Source organism: Cytobacillus sp. IB215316, assembly GCF_033963865.1.
In the GTDB taxonomy this organism is placed as follows: domain Bacteria; phylum Bacillota; class Bacilli; order Bacillales; family SM2101; genus Nanhaiella; species Nanhaiella sioensis.
The window spans coordinates 79,657-96,183 of record NZ_JAXBMC010000007.1 but is presented as its reverse complement, the minus strand read 5'-3'; the positions used below and the strand labels follow the sequence as shown (position 1 = coordinate 96,183).

Below are 16,527 nucleotides of genomic sequence, written 5' to 3'. Positions count from 1 at the left end.
TACTTCTAAGAAAAATATGTAACCTCCCTGTTCTGTTCATGAAAAGGAGGGAATTTTCACCGATAACCATCCTCTGATGAAAATTCAAATAAATCATTTAAGGATATTTAAAGCTCTTAGTAATGCATTTAAACTATTATCTGCATCTTTCTTACTATGAAACGCATTTGGCACTGTTAACCCTAAGTGATGATAACCTGGATAAACATGCAATTCTGTAAGTACTCCGTCATACATTAAACGTTTTGCAAAATCCAATGTCTCATCAGCAAATAATTCAATAGAGCCTGCACATAAATATGTGCTTGGTAAGCCCTTAAATGTTTTGGCCCTAGCAGGCGAATAATATTCTGAAATGCCTTCAGTTCCAGGCTCTTGTTTAAGAACAGACTTCCACCCAAAATAATTGATAGCATTATCGAAAAAATATTCACCATTAAACGGATGGGGTTCTTCGATAGCCGTACGATCATCTAGCATTGGTACAGATAATTGCAAATGATGAATATTAAACTCCTGACAATCACGAGTAAATAAAGCTAATCCGGCAGCTAATCCAGCTCCAGCACTTTCACCTGCAACAGCAATTCTATTAATGTCAATATTTAATTCTTTAGCGTGATCGATACACCATTTAATTCCTGAATAACAATCATGTAATTGAGCAGGTTGAGAAAATTCAGGGGCTAAACGATAGTCTACAGAGACACCGATAAAATTATAGTGATGTGCTAGAAATGCATGTTTTTCATTATTCATTTCTGGACTACCAACTATCATACCACCGCCATGTACAGAATAAATTAATGGATTTAGGTGCTCAGCTTTATTTTTCGGTTTTGTAATTACTAACCTTACTTTAGAATCATCAAATAAATTATCAATCCTTATTTCTTCTATTTCAACATCATACCGTTCTGTCATACTAGAAGTGAAAAACGCATTGATTTGTTCTCGAACTTCTAAATAATTGTCTGGTGTTAAGCTCAAACCGCCCATAGCATCTAAACTATCTCGTATTTCTGGATCAATTAAATGTTCACTTCGTTTAACTCTTTTCATAATACACCCCCATATTTAATTGTACATTTTAAATCAAATGTTCCGTATTTTGGTTATTAAATTGCTTTCTCAAAATCTTTCTAATATTTCTTATAACTCCCAACTCACTACCTCTTACAAGTATTAATCATCCAATAAGGTTATTTTACATACAGTTTTTATAAAACCATAGACACTTTAGTGTTGATTTTCCTATCTGGAAGTGCAAGCTGCCCATTTAGCGCTATAGAAACTGAACTGAGTCGAACGAGATTTTAAATCCATTTTAAAGGATAAGCAGCAGGCTTAAATGACATAAGTTTTAATCTATATATATCGGAAATCCCACCTCTTAAAGCTTTTAATAAATGAATATGATCGTCTGAGGCGGTATTTCTTAGAATAAAATAAATCCACATTTTCAGAAAATTAAAAATAACAAACGACTAGGTATAATCTATGTTGAAAAATCTTCTACTTATCAGGCACCACGGTCTTGATTTAAAGTGGGGATTCCTAACAACGGAAACCAAACAGTTCCTAAAATACTAGGCGACTCCTGTTGTAATAAAGTAATGGAGAAATAAATTGGCTAATTCACTTACAATAAATCACAAGGAATATTATATTTTATATGTTTCGGCTACGAATTTAATAAGGAAAAGGTGATGAAATATGAGTATTTGGGACTGGGTGTCAGATTTTTTTGACTTCTTAAGTGATCTTTTCTCAACAAACTCCAAGAAGAAAGAGGAGGAGGAGTAGAATTAAGTAGCATACAGCTTGTATAGGTTAAAATATAGCTTCAAAACAAAAAGGGCTGTTTCAAGCCCTCTATTCAACTCCATTATTGATTACTCTACTGTAATTCCATCATCTATCATTGGTGCTAATAGTTCTTCATCAACCATACCAATTGCATGCACTGTTTTTAAATTTACTAACTTTTGATAACCCTCTATATTTTTCACATCAAAAATATCATCATCTCCATCCCAATCCGGCTTTAAATATGAGGTGTAAATTTCATTTCCACCATCAAATACTAGCTCTGTGATGGAATTCAGATCACTATCTTCAAGAACTAATTCACTAAAATATTGCATAAGCTCTGGTATTGGAGGATTATCTTCATACCATTCGTAATTGTCGACAAATTTTTCTTCTAACTTTTGTAAATCATCTTCAAACCTTGTAAATTCATCTGATTCTATCAAGCTATTTATCACGACTAATTTAAAATTAAAATCACTAAACAAGCCTGCCTTGTCATTATATGTACTCAAAATTACATCTCCTTCCACAAATTTATTAATGATATTTTTTCGCCATTCACAGATAAAAATCCTCTATTTTTTATGGTGAACAATAAAGAGGGAAGAGTGGTGAGGTGGATACCTTTTTTCCCAATAAAAAAGGGAGGAGGTTGAAGAGTAAAGAGTACCTCCGGAAAGGCGAGGGAGAAAAAAGAATTTAGTAAAGTCACTCATAATCGCAACGAACATCCACAATAGAAAATACAACGATTAGAAACAGAGCATGAAAAATGTGAACACATAAAACCAAGAATAGTTATTAGATCATTAATGATTTAGCTAAACTGAATTATTCAATTTATGTAGTCTCTATGTTAATGTCGTTCAAAAAGGTATATCACGATATATCCTCTTCACCATATCATAAATATCACTTATTTAATAAGCCTCCGTCCGTAGACTAAAAGATGGTTTCTATATGTGGGTAGGAGCTCTCTATGCTACTTATAGTAGCTTTTAGTTCATCTATGTACTCATTTCAAACGTTGTCACCCCTTCTTATATCGATCTACTTCGTGTCATGTTGTCCTAAAGTTACCATATTTATTTTGCAACTTCTACATGAATTCATTCGTCTAGCATGTATAAATGAGTTATTTAGGAGGCAGTTAGCAAAATTGGTAGGATATTATTACTTCTTGGATTTAAACAATTGTTGTGATGCTGAAAACGAGATATTTTTAGTGGATACTGTGCCTAATATAATATTCTGATGTTTTCATGTTTAATGAAAAGAGGTGATTACATTGAAATATATTTATATGATTGTTAGTACTGTAATGCTGTTGTCAGCTTGTTCTAAATTAGAGAACGTTGATGATACTTTATCATTTGAAGAACAAATTCAAGATTTATTACTTCAAAATCAAATTAACCTTGGTACCATCATTGATTATGATGTTAAAGCTAAACATGTTTTTGTCATCTATTAAAGTAAAAAGTATTTAAGACCTATAGAAGTACCTAAATTGGGTTACTGGGTATAAAGATTTTTTTATGAGGGCTCGTCAACACATTGCCAAAAGGATTCTATATGTGTAACTTTAATAAGAGAAAGCGATCCTAATATTAAAGATGTGAAAATGTTTGGCAAAACTGCTAAATTAGTTAAATCTTCTATTGAATTGACAGATGGCTACACGGAAGAGGTAAAATATTACCACTTATGACGAATATAACAACGCTATATCCAATGATGTAGAGTACGTGATGAAGTAATGTATAGCTAATATAGCTGAATCAGGTGATTATTAATTTTACATATAAGGAGAATATTACTATGAATAATTCGTTGGAAGTAATTGAACTTACATCTGTTGACGACAACATAATAGAACTTGCTAATTTGTTAAAGGAAGTTGTTAATAAGGGTGCTTCTGTAGGGTTTTTAGCACCTATAAACACAGATACAGCGATAGAGTATTGGAGCAAAGTGCTTAAGCCTGGAGTGATTTTGTATGTTGCAAAGATTAATAATGAAATTAGAGGAGCTGTTCAGTTGCATTTAGCTATGCAACAAAATGGAACACACAGAGCTGAGGTTTCAAAGTTAATGGTTGACCCAAGTAGTCGTAGGTGTGGTATTGCCTCTACACTAATGAAAACTATCGAGTCTAGAGCAACGAATGAAGGTAGAAGTTTAATAATCTTAGATACTAGATTAGGTGATCAATCAAATATTTTATACAAATCTTTGGGTTATGTAGAATCTGGGACTATACCATCCTATGCACAGTCATCAGATGGCAAACTACTTGGAACGGTTTTTTATTATAAATTATTGGGACAAAAACAAACAACGTAGGAAACACTTAAGCAAATTTACGGTCATAAGATTAGACATCAAAGGAGAGGCATTCATGAAATCTGTGAAAATATTATTGTTTATATTAACATTAGGGTTAGGTAGCTTAACTGCTTGTAGCTCTGTAGAAATGACGAAGGAAAAAACAAGTAAGAATGATCTACAAACAGAAAATATGGAAATTGACACACATATAGATAAAGGCGAACTAGCACATGAAGAAAATGCTATGCAAGAAGAAAGTAAAGATCAAAATGAACAATCAAATGAAGATAATGTGTCAGCTGAAGAAACTATGGAAAATGAAGATCAAGCAAACGGGAATAAATCATTATCAGTTCAGATAATTAAAGAAAAATTAAAACTAGGCCAATCGAATGATGAAGTTGAACATCTTTTAGGAAGTGACTATCAGAAAGGGATAGGAGCCAAGAATAGTGAACAATTGTGGAGGTATGATATAGGTAAAGACGAAAATCATCAACCACTTAATGATGAATTATTTGATGCTATAGACGTGGAAGGTTTAAATAGTAGAGTTATTGAGGCTCAAATATTTATTACTTGGTATGAAGATGGTACAGTAGAAAAATATTCTATTTATTATATTAATAACGAAACTGGAAATGTGGACAATTACCGAGTATATTACGATGAAAAAGGAGATATACAAAGAATCATAAAATAATAGCTAATTCTACTTAAAGCTAGGAGTAGCCATATATACCCATCCTAAAAAGTAGTTTTGTACGAGTTTACTGTTAATGACAACAGGCTTTTAGATTAAATACGAGTAAATGAATGAATTGAAAAAGGATTGCCATTTCAGTCTAGGCAATCCTTTTTGTTTAGTATGTTAAGCATCCCGCTATAATCAAACCAACTGCTATTGATAAAAGTAATAGGAAAAGACCTACCGCTTGATTGTCTTCATCAATTGCTTTAGTAATTTTAAATTGCGGAGTAAGTAATTCTGCTAAGAAAAAGACTACAATTTGTGCGACGATTCCTATGGAGCCCCAAATCATTAAATCAATAAGGTTAAGTGAATTAGCAGATGTAGAATATAGAACTATCCCTAAACCTACTAATCTACCACCAAGAACATAAGCAGCTGCTTTATTCCCAGCTGCAATTAATCGAAACTCTTTGTTTTTTGTTGTCAGCTCCATTAAAAATAATCCTATAATAAGCATAATAATATTAGTTCCTAAATATAGTAAGAAATTTACCATTTGTTATTTCTCCTTAAATGTATTTCTCATTCCGTACCAATTGGTAAGAAATAAGATTCATTTTCCAATGTCTAATCCTTAGAGAACACCATCTTAGATTCTTATAAAATGTTAATATTTGTGTTGTAAACCTTTTCATAATGTATGTGTCACAGGTTTAGTACAAATGGATTAAAAACCCTCACTTGTTGTCCTCTTACTGTTCGGAAGATATTCTTTGAATCAACCCCCAAATCCTCCTTTTGCTCCGGAACCAAAACCGGCCTTTGTAGTAGCATTTTTGTACGTTGAGGTAGATTTGTAAGAGTTATAAGCTGAGCTCTTAATCAATTTACTTTTATTAATATAACGTTTGCCATATAAAAAATAATGTCCATAATAATCGGAATCGTCGTCATCACATTCCCATACACCCAACTCATTGTCGAATTCCCAATCTAAACAATCTTCATTATCTGGTACTTCGGGTAAGGTTGATTCCCCGCATCCAGTTAATGAAAGTGAAACAACAGCAGCGCTTACGCCTGAAATCATTTTCTTTGTTTTGTTAACTTTCATCAATTTTCCTCCTTTTCACTTAATATATACTCATACTACCAAATATTATAATCTAATATACAAAAAAAGGGATTACCTTCAAATTTTTATGGATTAGAACCATTGAAGTATATTCTAATATGTTTAATTTTAAACCAATAATTGGCAATAAATTCAACCTTATATTTTGCAACTTTTTTTAAAGAGATTCGTCTTGTATATGAGAAAAAAAGTTGGACAATATTTATAATTTTAGAATCGAGGAAGTGTTAATGAAAAAATTAGTATTTGCTATAGTTTTAATAACGATCACAGTTATCTTTGCATTCATTTTAACTTATACAAATGTAAAAAATACACAGCTTCATTATTACGACGGTGTCTTACTAAATGTTGGAGTAATCGGGACACTACCAGACATTCAATCCCACAATGTATTATTACATCAAGCTACCTTAGAACAAATTGCTGACGATAATATACAATATGATGCTTTCGTGTTAACAGAAGATGTTTTTCAAGAAGCATCGTTACGTACAAATAAAGAAGTCTTCGCTAGCAACTTTCATACACCAGTTTTCTTTGTAGGATTATACAAACCTCTCTGGGTTTTTTTAGAGGATGATTATAGAGGTACTTATGATGATGCATTCTCTCGTGATTATATGGGGCATACACAAGGATATTTAATGACAGATGCAGAAAATCATCAAACATGGATATTAGGTAAAGGTCTATTAAAGGACAAAATAAATAATAAAGAAATCAATAATATATACTATAATTTATTTAAAGTTACCGAAAACATAAAAAATGGCAATGTTGAAAATGCTCTAGACTCTATGTCAAGTGAATAACCTTTCCACAAACCATATAATTGTAAGACAATTAGGTGAGAAAAGCTTTATCTTTTGGTTGAATTTTGTTATAGCAATTTATCCTGTAGATTAGAACAAACGTTTCAAGTGAACTATTTGGATTAATCAATGATAATAAAAAAAGAATAACACATGCTGGATGATCACCTTATTTTTATATTCACTTAACAGCATGCTTATTCTTTTTTTAGTAAGAACTCCTTATGTAGTAATTAGTCATTTACACTGAAGAAGCTAGCTTAACAAATTTATTAAACAATGGAATTTAGCTAATGAACGTCATACTTATAGTGGTAGCCACCGGTTAAAGAAAACCATTCTTTAAAAATACGATCATTTGATAATCCTTTTTCTAAACCGTCTAAAAGATTAGGATATTATCTAGGTTATAGCGTTGTAATTATTTTAGCAGAACAACTAGGATAAAGATTGTTGGCAATCAGTAATTTAAATTATTTTATGGCTACATTATGATTCACACTTATTCATTTTTAACAAAAATAACTATTAGATTTAGCTATTTATTGAATTCATTAACTGGAAGAAATATTCAGATTTATGAAACTTATTTAGGTTATACCATGAATGTAATGTGTCTGGCGTGAATACATCTAATGTTTTCAGTACTTCCATAGCAAATTCCAGAGGAGCTATACCTGATGCTGTTACCAAATTTCCATCACATACTACAGGTCCCAATTTATAAAACTGTTCTCCTTTATAATTCGGACAGCTCATTTTCATATAATCTAAGTTATTGCTAGTATGTTTTCTAGAGTTTAGGTAGCCAGCATTCGCTAACCCTTGAGTTGCACCACAAATTGCAGCAACAATTGTACCAAAGTTTAAAGCATCTCCAATTTTCGCTAAGATAGGTTGATGAATATTTTCTCCCCATGTATTTCCTCCAGGTAATATTAAAAGGTCTTTACTCCTTAAATCACACTCATCAAGTGAAATATCTGGTTGTATGTTCAGTCCACCCATCGTAGTAACCGTTTCTTTATTAGTTCCAACTGTCATTATTTTCAAGGGAGCTAAACCTTTTTTGAAATATCTTCCAGAGTTTAATTCAGCAATTAAATATCCATATTCCCAATCTGACATCGTATTAAATACGTAAAGAAGAACTCTGTTTGTTTGCATCTAATAACACTCCAATCTAATATATTATAGAAATTATAAAATAACTTCCCTGACAGATAGCGTCAGGGAAGTTATTAAATTTCATAAAATTGTATTAAATCCGAAAGAATTTCGATCAACCTTTCTTTTATACTTATTGGCTCTTGAACTTGAATCGATTTACCATAAGGTAAAATGATATGAGGTACATATGTATTTAGTATTTCTTTCTCAAGTAGGAATATCGCTTGATTAGAAGTCCGTTCATGTAAATAATGTTCTAAAAACCAATGTTGGCATATTTCATTCAATGTGTTTTTATTTCCGTTAATAACTAGAGAAATAATCTCTTCCTTATCATCCATAGTCGGAAGCATATTTTTTAAAAAAAATTCACGTGCTAAAAACTCTTTTGGTTTGTTAAACTGATATTCGGTTTGCTTGATGGTATCAATACGCTCAACTTTAAAACTGCGGATATTATTCCTAAGATGACAAAATCCAATTACATACCAGTTAGTTTTCCAATAAATAATTGTATAAGGATCAATCAACCTAAACTTCGATTGCTTTTCGCCACTTTTATGGTATTGAATGTTAACAGCGTATTTATCGGCAATTGCCTGCTCAAGTTCTTTCAGTAGAGGTACCGCAGAGAATGAATTTTTTTTATTTATAACTTCAAGACTAGCTTTGCGTTGGTTTATTTTTCTTTCTTGCTCTTGATTGGAATATTTACTTAGTTTTGAAACTGCCCTAGATAGTGCTTCTCCTCCGTAGTATCCCGCTTCTTTTGCAAAAACAGCAGCATGATATAAGGATGTTTGTTCCTCATTATCAAAAAAAAGAGGAGCTTTGATAAATTTAGTCATTAACGTATATCCACCGTTATGACCTGAGTCAGAAATTATAGGTACACCACTTATAGAGAGTGTGTCAATATATCGATACACAGTTCTTATATTAATCTCTAATTTTTCTGAGATTTCCTTTGCAGTTATTTTTTTACCAGTGCTTAGCATCCATAATATTGCTAGTAAATTGTCAATTTTAGGCATCTGAAGCCACCTCTAAAATGTATATAATTTTTATCGTAGTTTAGTAGAATTTTACCAAATTCTAAATTGTTATTCTACTCATTCCTCAAGAATATGTAGTATGTTCAATTGTTATAAAGCTTCTTTTAATTAATAACTTACTTTACAAATGACTATTTTTTCAACATCTTTAGGAAACTATGATGCTACCTACACTTATTTAAAACAGCTAATTTCTCGTTCAATTTGGTTACATAGTGTATAAGAAAAATACATATGTCAAACAATATGGGTTATACGTTTTATACCATCATACTAAACAGTCACCTCATACAATAGCAAGCTATTACCAGTCAACTTAGTTTTTTTAGACGAGACATCTTAACGATAACAAAGAATATGAAACAATCACTTTTTTTCAATGGACCATATTATAAGAAAATCAATGTTATCCAATATGTACCCCCTCTTAGGTCATCTTCAAAAGCAAAGTTAGGAGGGGGTGGAGTGATGATTAATGGTTATAAGATATGTTATGTACTTTAAAGTGTGGTGCTTGTATTTTTGTGCTAAGTCAACTTAATCATTCTTTAATAAATGATCAATTTAACTAAAGAGGATTTGTCGAGACTTGCTAGAATAAAAGCTTTATTCCATCAGTTTTAACAACGAATTAACTTAACATGCGATTGGACATAATTATTGAATTATTGACTACTCTGAACAGCAAAAACGTATGTGTAAGAGTGAAGGAGGTTGCTGTAAAGGTAGCAGGGGGGAAGTTCCCTTTAGGTATTGTAGCTATTACTGAAAGGGATTTTGCATCAATAACAAATGTAGCCAAATAAAAGCACCTCTTCATTTAGTCGTTGTTAAAAGGATATGAAATATTTTCTCCAGTGCTACTATATTGGGTATTTGTTATTCGAAAAATATGTGACAGTCAATTAAAAATATTAAATCTACTTGATCAAGCAGCATGAACTTACTATATAATGATGAGGAGAATCTACATTACGAAAGAACCACACCGCCCATTTATGTAAGAATTCAAGCAACAAATTGCACAATGGAAAGAGACAATTCATGCAAACTATAGTGTAAACTACTACATAAATTTTTTTATTACATGTAATAAGATTCGTCTTAGGAAATAGTAGATCAATAACTTACAATTTTGAGAAATGTGTTAAGAGAAGTAGTAGTTAGATAATATACAAAGCACTCCATACCGATTCCATAAAATTTTCATAAGGTTAGAAAGGTGGGGGGATATGACTAATAAAATGTATTTTTCGGTATCAACTTATCTTAAAGAAGACTCATGGATAGGGGTACCGTTAAATTATGATTATTGGATTCCGTTAATTAAGCACTTTTTAAAACACTCAAATACAATTGAAATCCATTGTTGGAATGAGGAACAAGTAATTTCCGACGAGTTATTGCTAATAAATGAGGATTATACTATGGATGTCATGCATGGTATGACCATTATTAAAACAGCCTTATCTCCGGAATTAATTAGCCAACTGACAACAAAATACCTAGATAAAACAGGAAAGATAAAATGGTTTTCTTTATTCTTTTACAAAGATGGAAACATAACCTTTAACTCAGAACATTGGGGAACAGAATTTGTTGTCTCTGCTTTAAACAAAGGTGAAGCTCAAACAATTCGTAGCATAATGCCAAAGGATACAAATTTCCATGAATATGAATAACCGTATAATGTTATCCCGAATGAATACCTACTAGATTAAGTCATTCTACAAATATATATAGACACACGAGCAAATATAATGAAAGAAAGCCTCTCTACGTAAGTTTCTTCGACTTATAAGGGTAGAGAGGCTTAAAATACATTATTTTTTATGATATTTACGTAGTTAAGTTACTTTCTTTTTACGTAAATACTTTTGTAATCCTCTTTCAATAACCATAAAATTAATGATAAGTAACGTAATGACTAAACACGTCCAAAATGGAACCCAAGGGTTAACCCTTATATCTACGGCACTATTTTCTAACAATGCCATCCATGATTGGGAATTGCTAACCCACACCCATTGACCTGTAAAACCCATTTGTATTTTCTCTTGAGACATAAATACGCCAATGATCGCTAGTTGAGCAAGTAAAGTTGTCGTTTTAGCAAGATCAGACGTAAAATTAACGACAATTTTTGGGTACAAATGAGGTAAATAATAATAGCGATAATTTTTAAATGCCGTATTCCCAACGGCTACACCTGATTTGACGTACTCAGAACTCGAAAGCTTGTCTAGCTCATTAGACATTAGGTGAACAACAGCACCTAATTCAACAATAGCAATGAGTAAAATCATCCAAAACGGTCTCCATTCACTAAGTACAAGCTGTGGAATTACCGAAATGATTAAAACAAAAATTATAGTTGGGACATAGCTCAATAAATCATTCCAAAATGTGATGATTCTTCTAAATATACTATTTGTATTTCTAACAGCAAAGCTAATGATGATGGCTAAAACGTATCTTAACAACACAATGCCAACGATTAAAGTCAGTGTGTTCTTTGCTCCAACAATGAATAGTTCAATTAGATCTCTACCAAATTCGTCAGTTCCAAGTGGATACTCATCCATAGGAGCAACAGGTGGCATGAATAACTTATCATTGATGTATAAATGCTTAACACGGGTCATGTCAAATATCGGTAGAATACTAGTTATAATGCTTATCAGAAGTAATAAACTTATCGATAATAATCCGATCGTTAATTGCCAATTTTCTTTTATTTTTGTTTTTAAAAAAGTTATGATTTTTCTAAAAAGATTATTTGAATTGTTAACAGTAGAAAAGCTAAGCTGATCACCGACTTTAAATGTCGGGGTTAAGAAAGTTTGTAATATCTTCGTGATGAGTATTGTTAAGAAAATGATCAACATAAAGGTGATAAGAAAAGCAATTTGTGTTTGATATTCATAATAATTTGTCGCTACGATAAATCTGTACGCTGCTCCCTTATAATCTGTGAAAATCTCAATTACAGGTAAGCTTGTTAATATATAAATCATCATTTTTGGAGCAGCGCTCAATATACTGTTCCATGAATTCCATAATCCGTGAACGAAAATCTTCCTAAACTTTGACATACCTTTTGCTGATAAATAGACCATATACAGTTTACTTTCCTCAAGCGTCAGATTATTATACATCACTCTCACCATGTAGATTGCTGGATATATGGATAAAATAATGGTGGGGATGAGTATATTACTAGCTTGTTCATGACCATAAAGATCAATTCTTGGAAGTCCATATAAAGGAAACTTAATTAATATGAGTTGTAAACATAGAAGTAAAAAGAAATCCGGTATTGTAAACAATAAATCTAAAAATGACCTTATGTATTTAAAAAATCTCTTTTTTCTAAAATAGTATATAATTAAGCCAATTAATGATCCACCTACAAATCCTATTAAGAATGCAGGAGCAATCAGTTTAATACTTCTTCCCATATATCTCTTTATTTCTTCACTTATTTCGACCCCAGTATAAGATAGTCCAAAACCCTTGTTTTCTTTAATACTCGCAATAAAATTAGTTATTTGATTTTTATATGCTTCAAATCCAGTATTGTAATGTAATTGAACCCCATTTCCATCATTCAAATCCGCATTATACGATTCCCTCGGTATTAAAATGACAAGACTCATAATTAAGAATATTAAGACAATATAAAGTGTACTTTGCGCTAACTGTTTCAAAATTTACCCCCTCTGTGGAATTTGTTGAATATTGCAATATAATGTTTAGTATTATATCAAAAAAATGGATTTTTGAGAATAATTTAGAAAAAATTTGTAAATTTTTAAAGAAAATATAGAACAGAGTTTTAAAGTAAACATCTTAGTAGAGGTAATTTCTATTAGTAATGTGAAATGGATATTTAGATTTCAGCATCATTAAGTGGATCTTAAATTCTATTAATATTCGTAGCCAGAACTAATTCATCTATATAGCTTATTTATTCGTTATTTGCATAACAGAATGAAAAATTTAATTTACTTCTTTTAATACTCTAGTAAGTACAGGATGTTCTGTATATTTTAACTTGAATAATATGATGTACATTATTTGCTCCATTAATGAATGGGCATATAACCCTTGAATACTTTCATAGCATTTAGTTTTGAAGTTATATACACATATATTATTAACCGAAAATCTATCATGAGCGGTATCGGTTTTATTATCTTTAATTAATAATAAATAATACCTACAGTATTCAGGTTCAGAAATGTTAACATATTGTATTTCTAGTTCATCGTGTCTTTCACCAGTTCTCTTTTTAATTAATTTTACATCACATAGTTTATCAAGTAGATTATTCATAAGAAACACCTCTAAATAGATTAGATGTTTCTATGATTTCCAACAATTATTGGATAAATACATGAACTTCTTATTAAAAATTTCATATTATTTAATACTTGTACCATTCACCCAATATTAGGAAGAGAGATAGTGTTGGTTTTCATATCCTTGGATCGACAAATAAACAGATAAGGAGATTTAGCGATATGAATTAGATGCTAATTTATGAGCCATAAAGAGGGGGGATAGCTAATATTATTAATGAATATACTTCTATATAGATAACTCTAAACATTAATATTGGAGGAAAGTATATGGAATTTGTAAAAGCAGAAGATTTAAAGAGATTATTTAGTGTAAAGGCAAGTTTTTATAACGTAGAAATAGGTAATCAAGTGTTTGAATGTAGAAATTATGCACAAATCTACCACAAGAATAACATAATTCACTCACATTATGACGCAGTGTTTGTTTTAGTAAACCCAGGTTTATGCTCACCCAAGTATCCAACCTATCAAATCCCTCATTACAACAAAGGAAGCATTCCAAAAAACTTTACTCCGGCTAACATTGACAATACTCAATATCAAATTATGCGTTTCATGCTATTAAAGCAATGGGATAACATTCTTATAATTAATCTTTCAGATATTCGAGCAGGCAATATATCTACTTTTAAACAAGTGGTAAGTGAAGCTTATAGTAAGGGCTTTGAAAAGCATAGCATTTTTTCAAGTCAGCGCAAAGAAGAGCTAAAAGATGTATTGGTGAGATGCCAGGGACCTATCATATTGGGGTGGGGCATTAATCCTATAGTAAAAAGCCTAGCAAAGAAAGCATATGCCTCATTACCTCTGGAGAAAATTATCGGGATCGAACATAAGGAAAGACCTTTTTATTATCATCCAAGTCCCACACTATTAAAAGGAAAAATAAAGTGGTTAAAAGAAATGAATGAAAGAATTTCTTGATTTTACAAGGCTTTTTTCGCTCTCATGATTTATCTACCCAATAATGGTAAAACAATAGTATGTCCTCACGCAAGCAATCTTCATGCTGCCGTAATATACCATATTCCACTATAGAAAAGTACATATAGTCCACCTAAAATACTCACAGGGGAGATGGTGTTTAGCGTAGAAAATGAAACTTTATTTAAATATGCATTCATTCAATGACCATGAAATAAATAAAAGATTAAATAAATTTATGTATTTAAGATAAGAAGTCATGATTCAACTTTACAAAGGAGAGTTTTAATTACTCCTTTTTATTGTGTTTATCTTTTATGGTGCTCATCTGAAATAAAGGTTAATTTCCCAATCAAGGTTGAAGGAATATTAAAAATACTTTAGCATATTGAAAAAAATATAGGATAATTAGTAATATATGTCGTAAATCACCTAACAGATGACGTTTGGAGTGTCATATGAAATCAAGACTATGAGTAGTGGATTAGTGTAAAAAACAACCTAAATACTAGAAAGGGGATGGCATATTGCAAAGAGAAGTGGAAGCATCATTTGTAAAAGCTGTGATAAATGAGGATATTGAGGCTTTAAATGTAATACTCTCTCGAGGGGAAGATGTTAATACATTTTATATAAACGAAGCTCCGTTATTAATTGAGGCTGTTAAACGAAGTAATATTGCTATTGTTAAGAGATTATTAGAATCAGGAGGAGATGTTAATATAGTCGACCAATCTGGTACAACATCTCTTATGTTTGCGGTTGATCACCATGATCTTGAAATGGTGAAATATTTAATCCAAAATGGTGCAGACTTAAATATTCAGAACATGAGTTATGATACGGCACTAAGTGTAGCGATTGTAGGAGGAGATTTTAAGGTATTTCTTACATTACTTGAAGCTGGTGCGAACCCGAATATACTAGATGATCAAGGCTATACAATTTTAGTAGACGCTGTTTTCAGTAATAACATTGAAATGGTCCAAACTTTACTTAAACATTCAAGTATACATGATGAAAGTGGTAACTTTTCTCTCTATTTAGCTGCTAGTTCGGGTTATCTTCATATTGTAAATGTCTTATTACTTGCTGGGATAGATCCTAATAATGATAACCGTCCTCTCAATGGTGCTGTAAGTTATGGTCATTTTGATATTGTTAAGGCTTTACTTGAAGCTGGTGCAGATCCTAACCACCCTAATCAGCAAACTAAAAGAGGTAAAACGCCACTATTTGAAGCTGTCTATTTAACAAATACCGATAATCAGTTAAAAATTGTCCGCGAGCTACATAGAGCTGGTGCTAATATTAACCATCAAGATCATTATGGAGACACAGCTCTTATTATTGCTGGTAGGGACAACCGACTACAAATTATAAAGAAACTCTTAGAATATGGTATTAACCCTAATATGCAAAACCATAAGGGAGATACTGCTCTCATTGAGGCTTGTCGAGCTGGAAATATTGAGGTTGTGGAAGCTTTAATTCAAGCAGAAGTAAATATAAAGATAAAAAATAAAAAGTGGTTATCCGCTAAATATTACGCAAAGAAGAATAAAGACCAATCCATTATTAAATTGTTAAAATAAATCGTCTAGTTAAGAAATAATCATAAACGATTGTTTTATACAAATAAAAAAGACGTTGTGGTACCCATTGAAATAAGTTCCATTACACGATTTGACAAATGAAGTGACATAGTTTTCAAGAATATGACTATCCTTGAAGAGAAGAATTGCTGAAATATAGGAAAGAGTGAATGAATAATTGTTGTGATGATACCTGGTGTAATTTTCTAAGTTATATAAACTACTTTAATCTGAGGTAATAAGAAAACTAATATTTCAATTTAGAAGAAAGTGTATATTTATTACTCAATGGCAAAGATGTGAATCGGATTGATAGAGAAAAAGATGTAGAGAGGTTCAACAGTCTTTTCGTGTATGCTAAATCTTTTGATTCATTAACTAAGAGCTAATACCTTTTTGAGATATTCATTGAAGCAGCTGCTAGAAATCTATTCTATAGGAAACAAAACCTTGACTCAGTACAAAATGTTCCGGATGTATTATCATCGTGATAATTGAAAAAAATGCAATCAATTTCAATGGTTATATAAATCATTCTACGCTATGGTTTACCAAAGCTAGTGCAAAATCCCTAAATAAAAAATGTACCAACATTAAAATAGAAAAATTAATCAAATTGGTTATAA

At 31.3% G+C, this 16,527-nt stretch carries 15 protein-coding genes; 7 read left to right on the top strand and 8 right to left on the bottom strand.

Annotation, left to right across the window (positions count from 1 at the left end; translation table 11 throughout):
* Positions 1-93 precede the first annotated feature (93 nt).
* Complete coding sequence (locus SLH48_RS12980) at positions 94-1,062, bottom strand: alpha/beta hydrolase (RefSeq protein WP_320258537.1); 969 nt, start codon at positions 1,060-1,062, stop codon at positions 94-96.
* An 833-nt stretch (positions 1,063-1,895) separates the two neighbouring features.
* Positions 1,896-2,327: a DUF6892 domain-containing protein gene (locus SLH48_RS12975; protein WP_320258536.1), complete on the bottom strand. Its 432-nt coding sequence runs from the start codon at positions 2,325-2,327 to the stop codon at positions 1,896-1,898.
* Positions 2,328-3,103: 776 nt separating this feature from the next.
* Between SLH48_RS12975 and SLH48_RS12970 the strand changes: the two genes are divergently transcribed.
* The 3 genes from SLH48_RS12970 to SLH48_RS12960 all read left to right on the top strand — a co-directional run bounded on the left by SLH48_RS12970 (position 3,104) and on the right by SLH48_RS12960 (position 4,849).
* Entirely contained in the window at positions 3,104-3,289 is a 186-nt protein-coding gene (locus SLH48_RS12970) for a hypothetical protein (RefSeq protein ID WP_320258535.1), read from the top strand.
* A 347-nt stretch (positions 3,290-3,636) separates the two neighbouring features.
* Positions 3,637-4,161 carry a GNAT family N-acetyltransferase gene (locus tag SLH48_RS12965; protein WP_320258534.1) on the top strand — a complete coding sequence of 175 codons (525 nt, stop codon included), beginning with the start codon at positions 3,637-3,639 and terminating at the stop codon, positions 4,159-4,161.
* A 55-nt stretch (positions 4,162-4,216) separates the two neighbouring features.
* Positions 4,217-4,849, top strand: a complete 633-nt coding sequence (locus tag SLH48_RS12960) for a hypothetical protein (RefSeq protein ID WP_320258533.1) — start codon at positions 4,217-4,219, stop codon at positions 4,847-4,849.
* A gap of 160 nt (positions 4,850-5,009) precedes the next feature.
* On the opposite strand, the gene SLH48_RS12955 is transcribed toward SLH48_RS12960, so the two are convergent.
* The gene (locus SLH48_RS12955) at positions 5,010-5,396 is read right to left on the bottom strand and encodes a DUF350 domain-containing protein (RefSeq protein WP_214481710.1); all 387 of its coding nucleotides are present in this window, start codon (positions 5,394-5,396) and stop codon (positions 5,010-5,012) included.
* 222 nt (positions 5,397-5,618) lie between these two features.
* A complete protein-coding gene (locus tag SLH48_RS12950; protein ID WP_214481900.1) occupies positions 5,619-5,954 on the bottom strand; it encodes a hypothetical protein in 336 nt (111 codons plus the stop codon).
* A 251-nt stretch (positions 5,955-6,205) separates the two neighbouring features.
* Here SLH48_RS12950 and SLH48_RS12945 point away from each other — a divergent pair, with 251 nt between their 5' ends.
* Positions 6,206-6,790: a hypothetical protein gene (locus SLH48_RS12945; RefSeq protein ID WP_320258532.1), complete on the top strand. Its 585-nt coding sequence runs from the start codon at positions 6,206-6,208 to the stop codon at positions 6,788-6,790.
* A 534-nt stretch (positions 6,791-7,324) separates the two neighbouring features.
* Here the strand turns inward: SLH48_RS12945 and SLH48_RS12940 are convergent.
* Positions 7,325-7,957 carry a type 1 glutamine amidotransferase family protein gene (locus tag SLH48_RS12940; RefSeq protein ID WP_320258531.1) on the bottom strand — a complete coding sequence of 211 codons (633 nt, stop codon included), beginning with the start codon at positions 7,955-7,957 and terminating at the stop codon, positions 7,325-7,327.
* A gap of 74 nt (positions 7,958-8,031) precedes the next feature.
* On the bottom strand, positions 8,032-8,994 hold the full coding sequence (locus tag SLH48_RS12935; RefSeq protein WP_320258530.1) for a YafY family protein: 963 nt from the start codon (positions 8,992-8,994) through the stop codon (positions 8,032-8,034).
* A 1,253-nt stretch (positions 8,995-10,247) separates the two neighbouring features.
* Here SLH48_RS12935 and SLH48_RS12930 point away from each other — a divergent pair.
* Positions 10,248-10,697, top strand: coding sequence for a hypothetical protein (locus SLH48_RS12930; protein WP_320258529.1), 450 nt, complete (start codon positions 10,248-10,250; stop codon positions 10,695-10,697).
* A 165-nt stretch (positions 10,698-10,862) separates the two neighbouring features.
* Here the strand turns inward: SLH48_RS12930 and SLH48_RS12925 are convergent, their stop codons facing one another.
* Positions 10,863-12,725 carry an ABC transporter permease subunit gene (locus SLH48_RS12925; RefSeq protein ID WP_320258528.1) on the bottom strand — a complete coding sequence of 621 codons (1,863 nt, stop codon included), beginning with the start codon at positions 12,723-12,725 and terminating at the stop codon, positions 10,863-10,865.
* Positions 12,726-13,017: 292 nt separating this feature from the next.
* Positions 13,018-13,353, bottom strand: coding sequence for a hypothetical protein (locus tag SLH48_RS12920; protein ID WP_320258527.1), 336 nt, complete (start codon positions 13,351-13,353; stop codon positions 13,018-13,020).
* Between the two features lie 296 nt (positions 13,354-13,649).
* Here SLH48_RS12920 and SLH48_RS12915 point away from each other — a divergent pair, with 296 nt between their 5' ends.
* Together SLH48_RS12915 and SLH48_RS12910 are read left to right on the top strand one after the other, a co-directional pair.
* Positions 13,650-14,306 carry a hypothetical protein gene (locus tag SLH48_RS12915; RefSeq protein WP_320258526.1) on the top strand — a complete coding sequence of 219 codons (657 nt, stop codon included), beginning with the start codon at positions 13,650-13,652 and terminating at the stop codon, positions 14,304-14,306.
* 527 nt (positions 14,307-14,833) lie between these two features.
* Positions 14,834-15,901: an ankyrin repeat domain-containing protein gene (locus tag SLH48_RS12910; RefSeq protein ID WP_320258525.1), complete on the top strand. Its 1,068-nt coding sequence runs from the start codon at positions 14,834-14,836 to the stop codon at positions 15,899-15,901.
* The last annotated feature ends 626 nt before the right edge of the window (positions 15,902-16,527 follow it).

Excerpts from the sequence above, each read along its gene's own strand:
- SLH48_RS12980 (WP_320258537.1), bottom strand. The coding sequence starts at position 1,062 with ATGAAAAGAGTTAAACGAAGTGAACATTTAATTGATCCAGAAATACGA.
- SLH48_RS12965 (WP_320258534.1), top strand. The coding sequence starts at position 3,637 with ATGAATAATTCGTTGGAAGTAATTGAACTTACATCTGTTGACGACAAC.
- SLH48_RS12960 (WP_320258533.1), top strand. The coding sequence starts at position 4,217 with ATGAAATCTGTGAAAATATTATTGTTTATATTAACATTAGGGTTAGGT.
- SLH48_RS12955 (WP_214481710.1), bottom strand. The coding sequence starts at position 5,396 with ATGGTAAATTTCTTACTATATTTAGGAACTAATATTATTATGCTTATT.
- SLH48_RS12950 (WP_214481900.1), bottom strand. The coding sequence starts at position 5,954 with ATGAAAGTTAACAAAACAAAGAAAATGATTTCAGGCGTAAGCGCTGCT.
- SLH48_RS12945 (WP_320258532.1), top strand. The coding sequence starts at position 6,206 with ATGAAAAAATTAGTATTTGCTATAGTTTTAATAACGATCACAGTTATC.
- SLH48_RS12940 (WP_320258531.1), bottom strand. The coding sequence starts at position 7,957 with ATGCAAACAAACAGAGTTCTTCTTTACGTATTTAATACGATGTCAGAT.
- SLH48_RS12935 (WP_320258530.1), bottom strand. The coding sequence starts at position 8,994 with ATGCCTAAAATTGACAATTTACTAGCAATATTATGGATGCTAAGCACT.
- SLH48_RS12930 (WP_320258529.1), top strand. The coding sequence starts at position 10,248 with ATGACTAATAAAATGTATTTTTCGGTATCAACTTATCTTAAAGAAGAC.
- SLH48_RS12920 (WP_320258527.1), bottom strand. The coding sequence starts at position 13,353 with ATGAATAATCTACTTGATAAACTATGTGATGTAAAATTAATTAAAAAG.
- SLH48_RS12915 (WP_320258526.1), top strand. The coding sequence starts at position 13,650 with ATGGAATTTGTAAAAGCAGAAGATTTAAAGAGATTATTTAGTGTAAAG.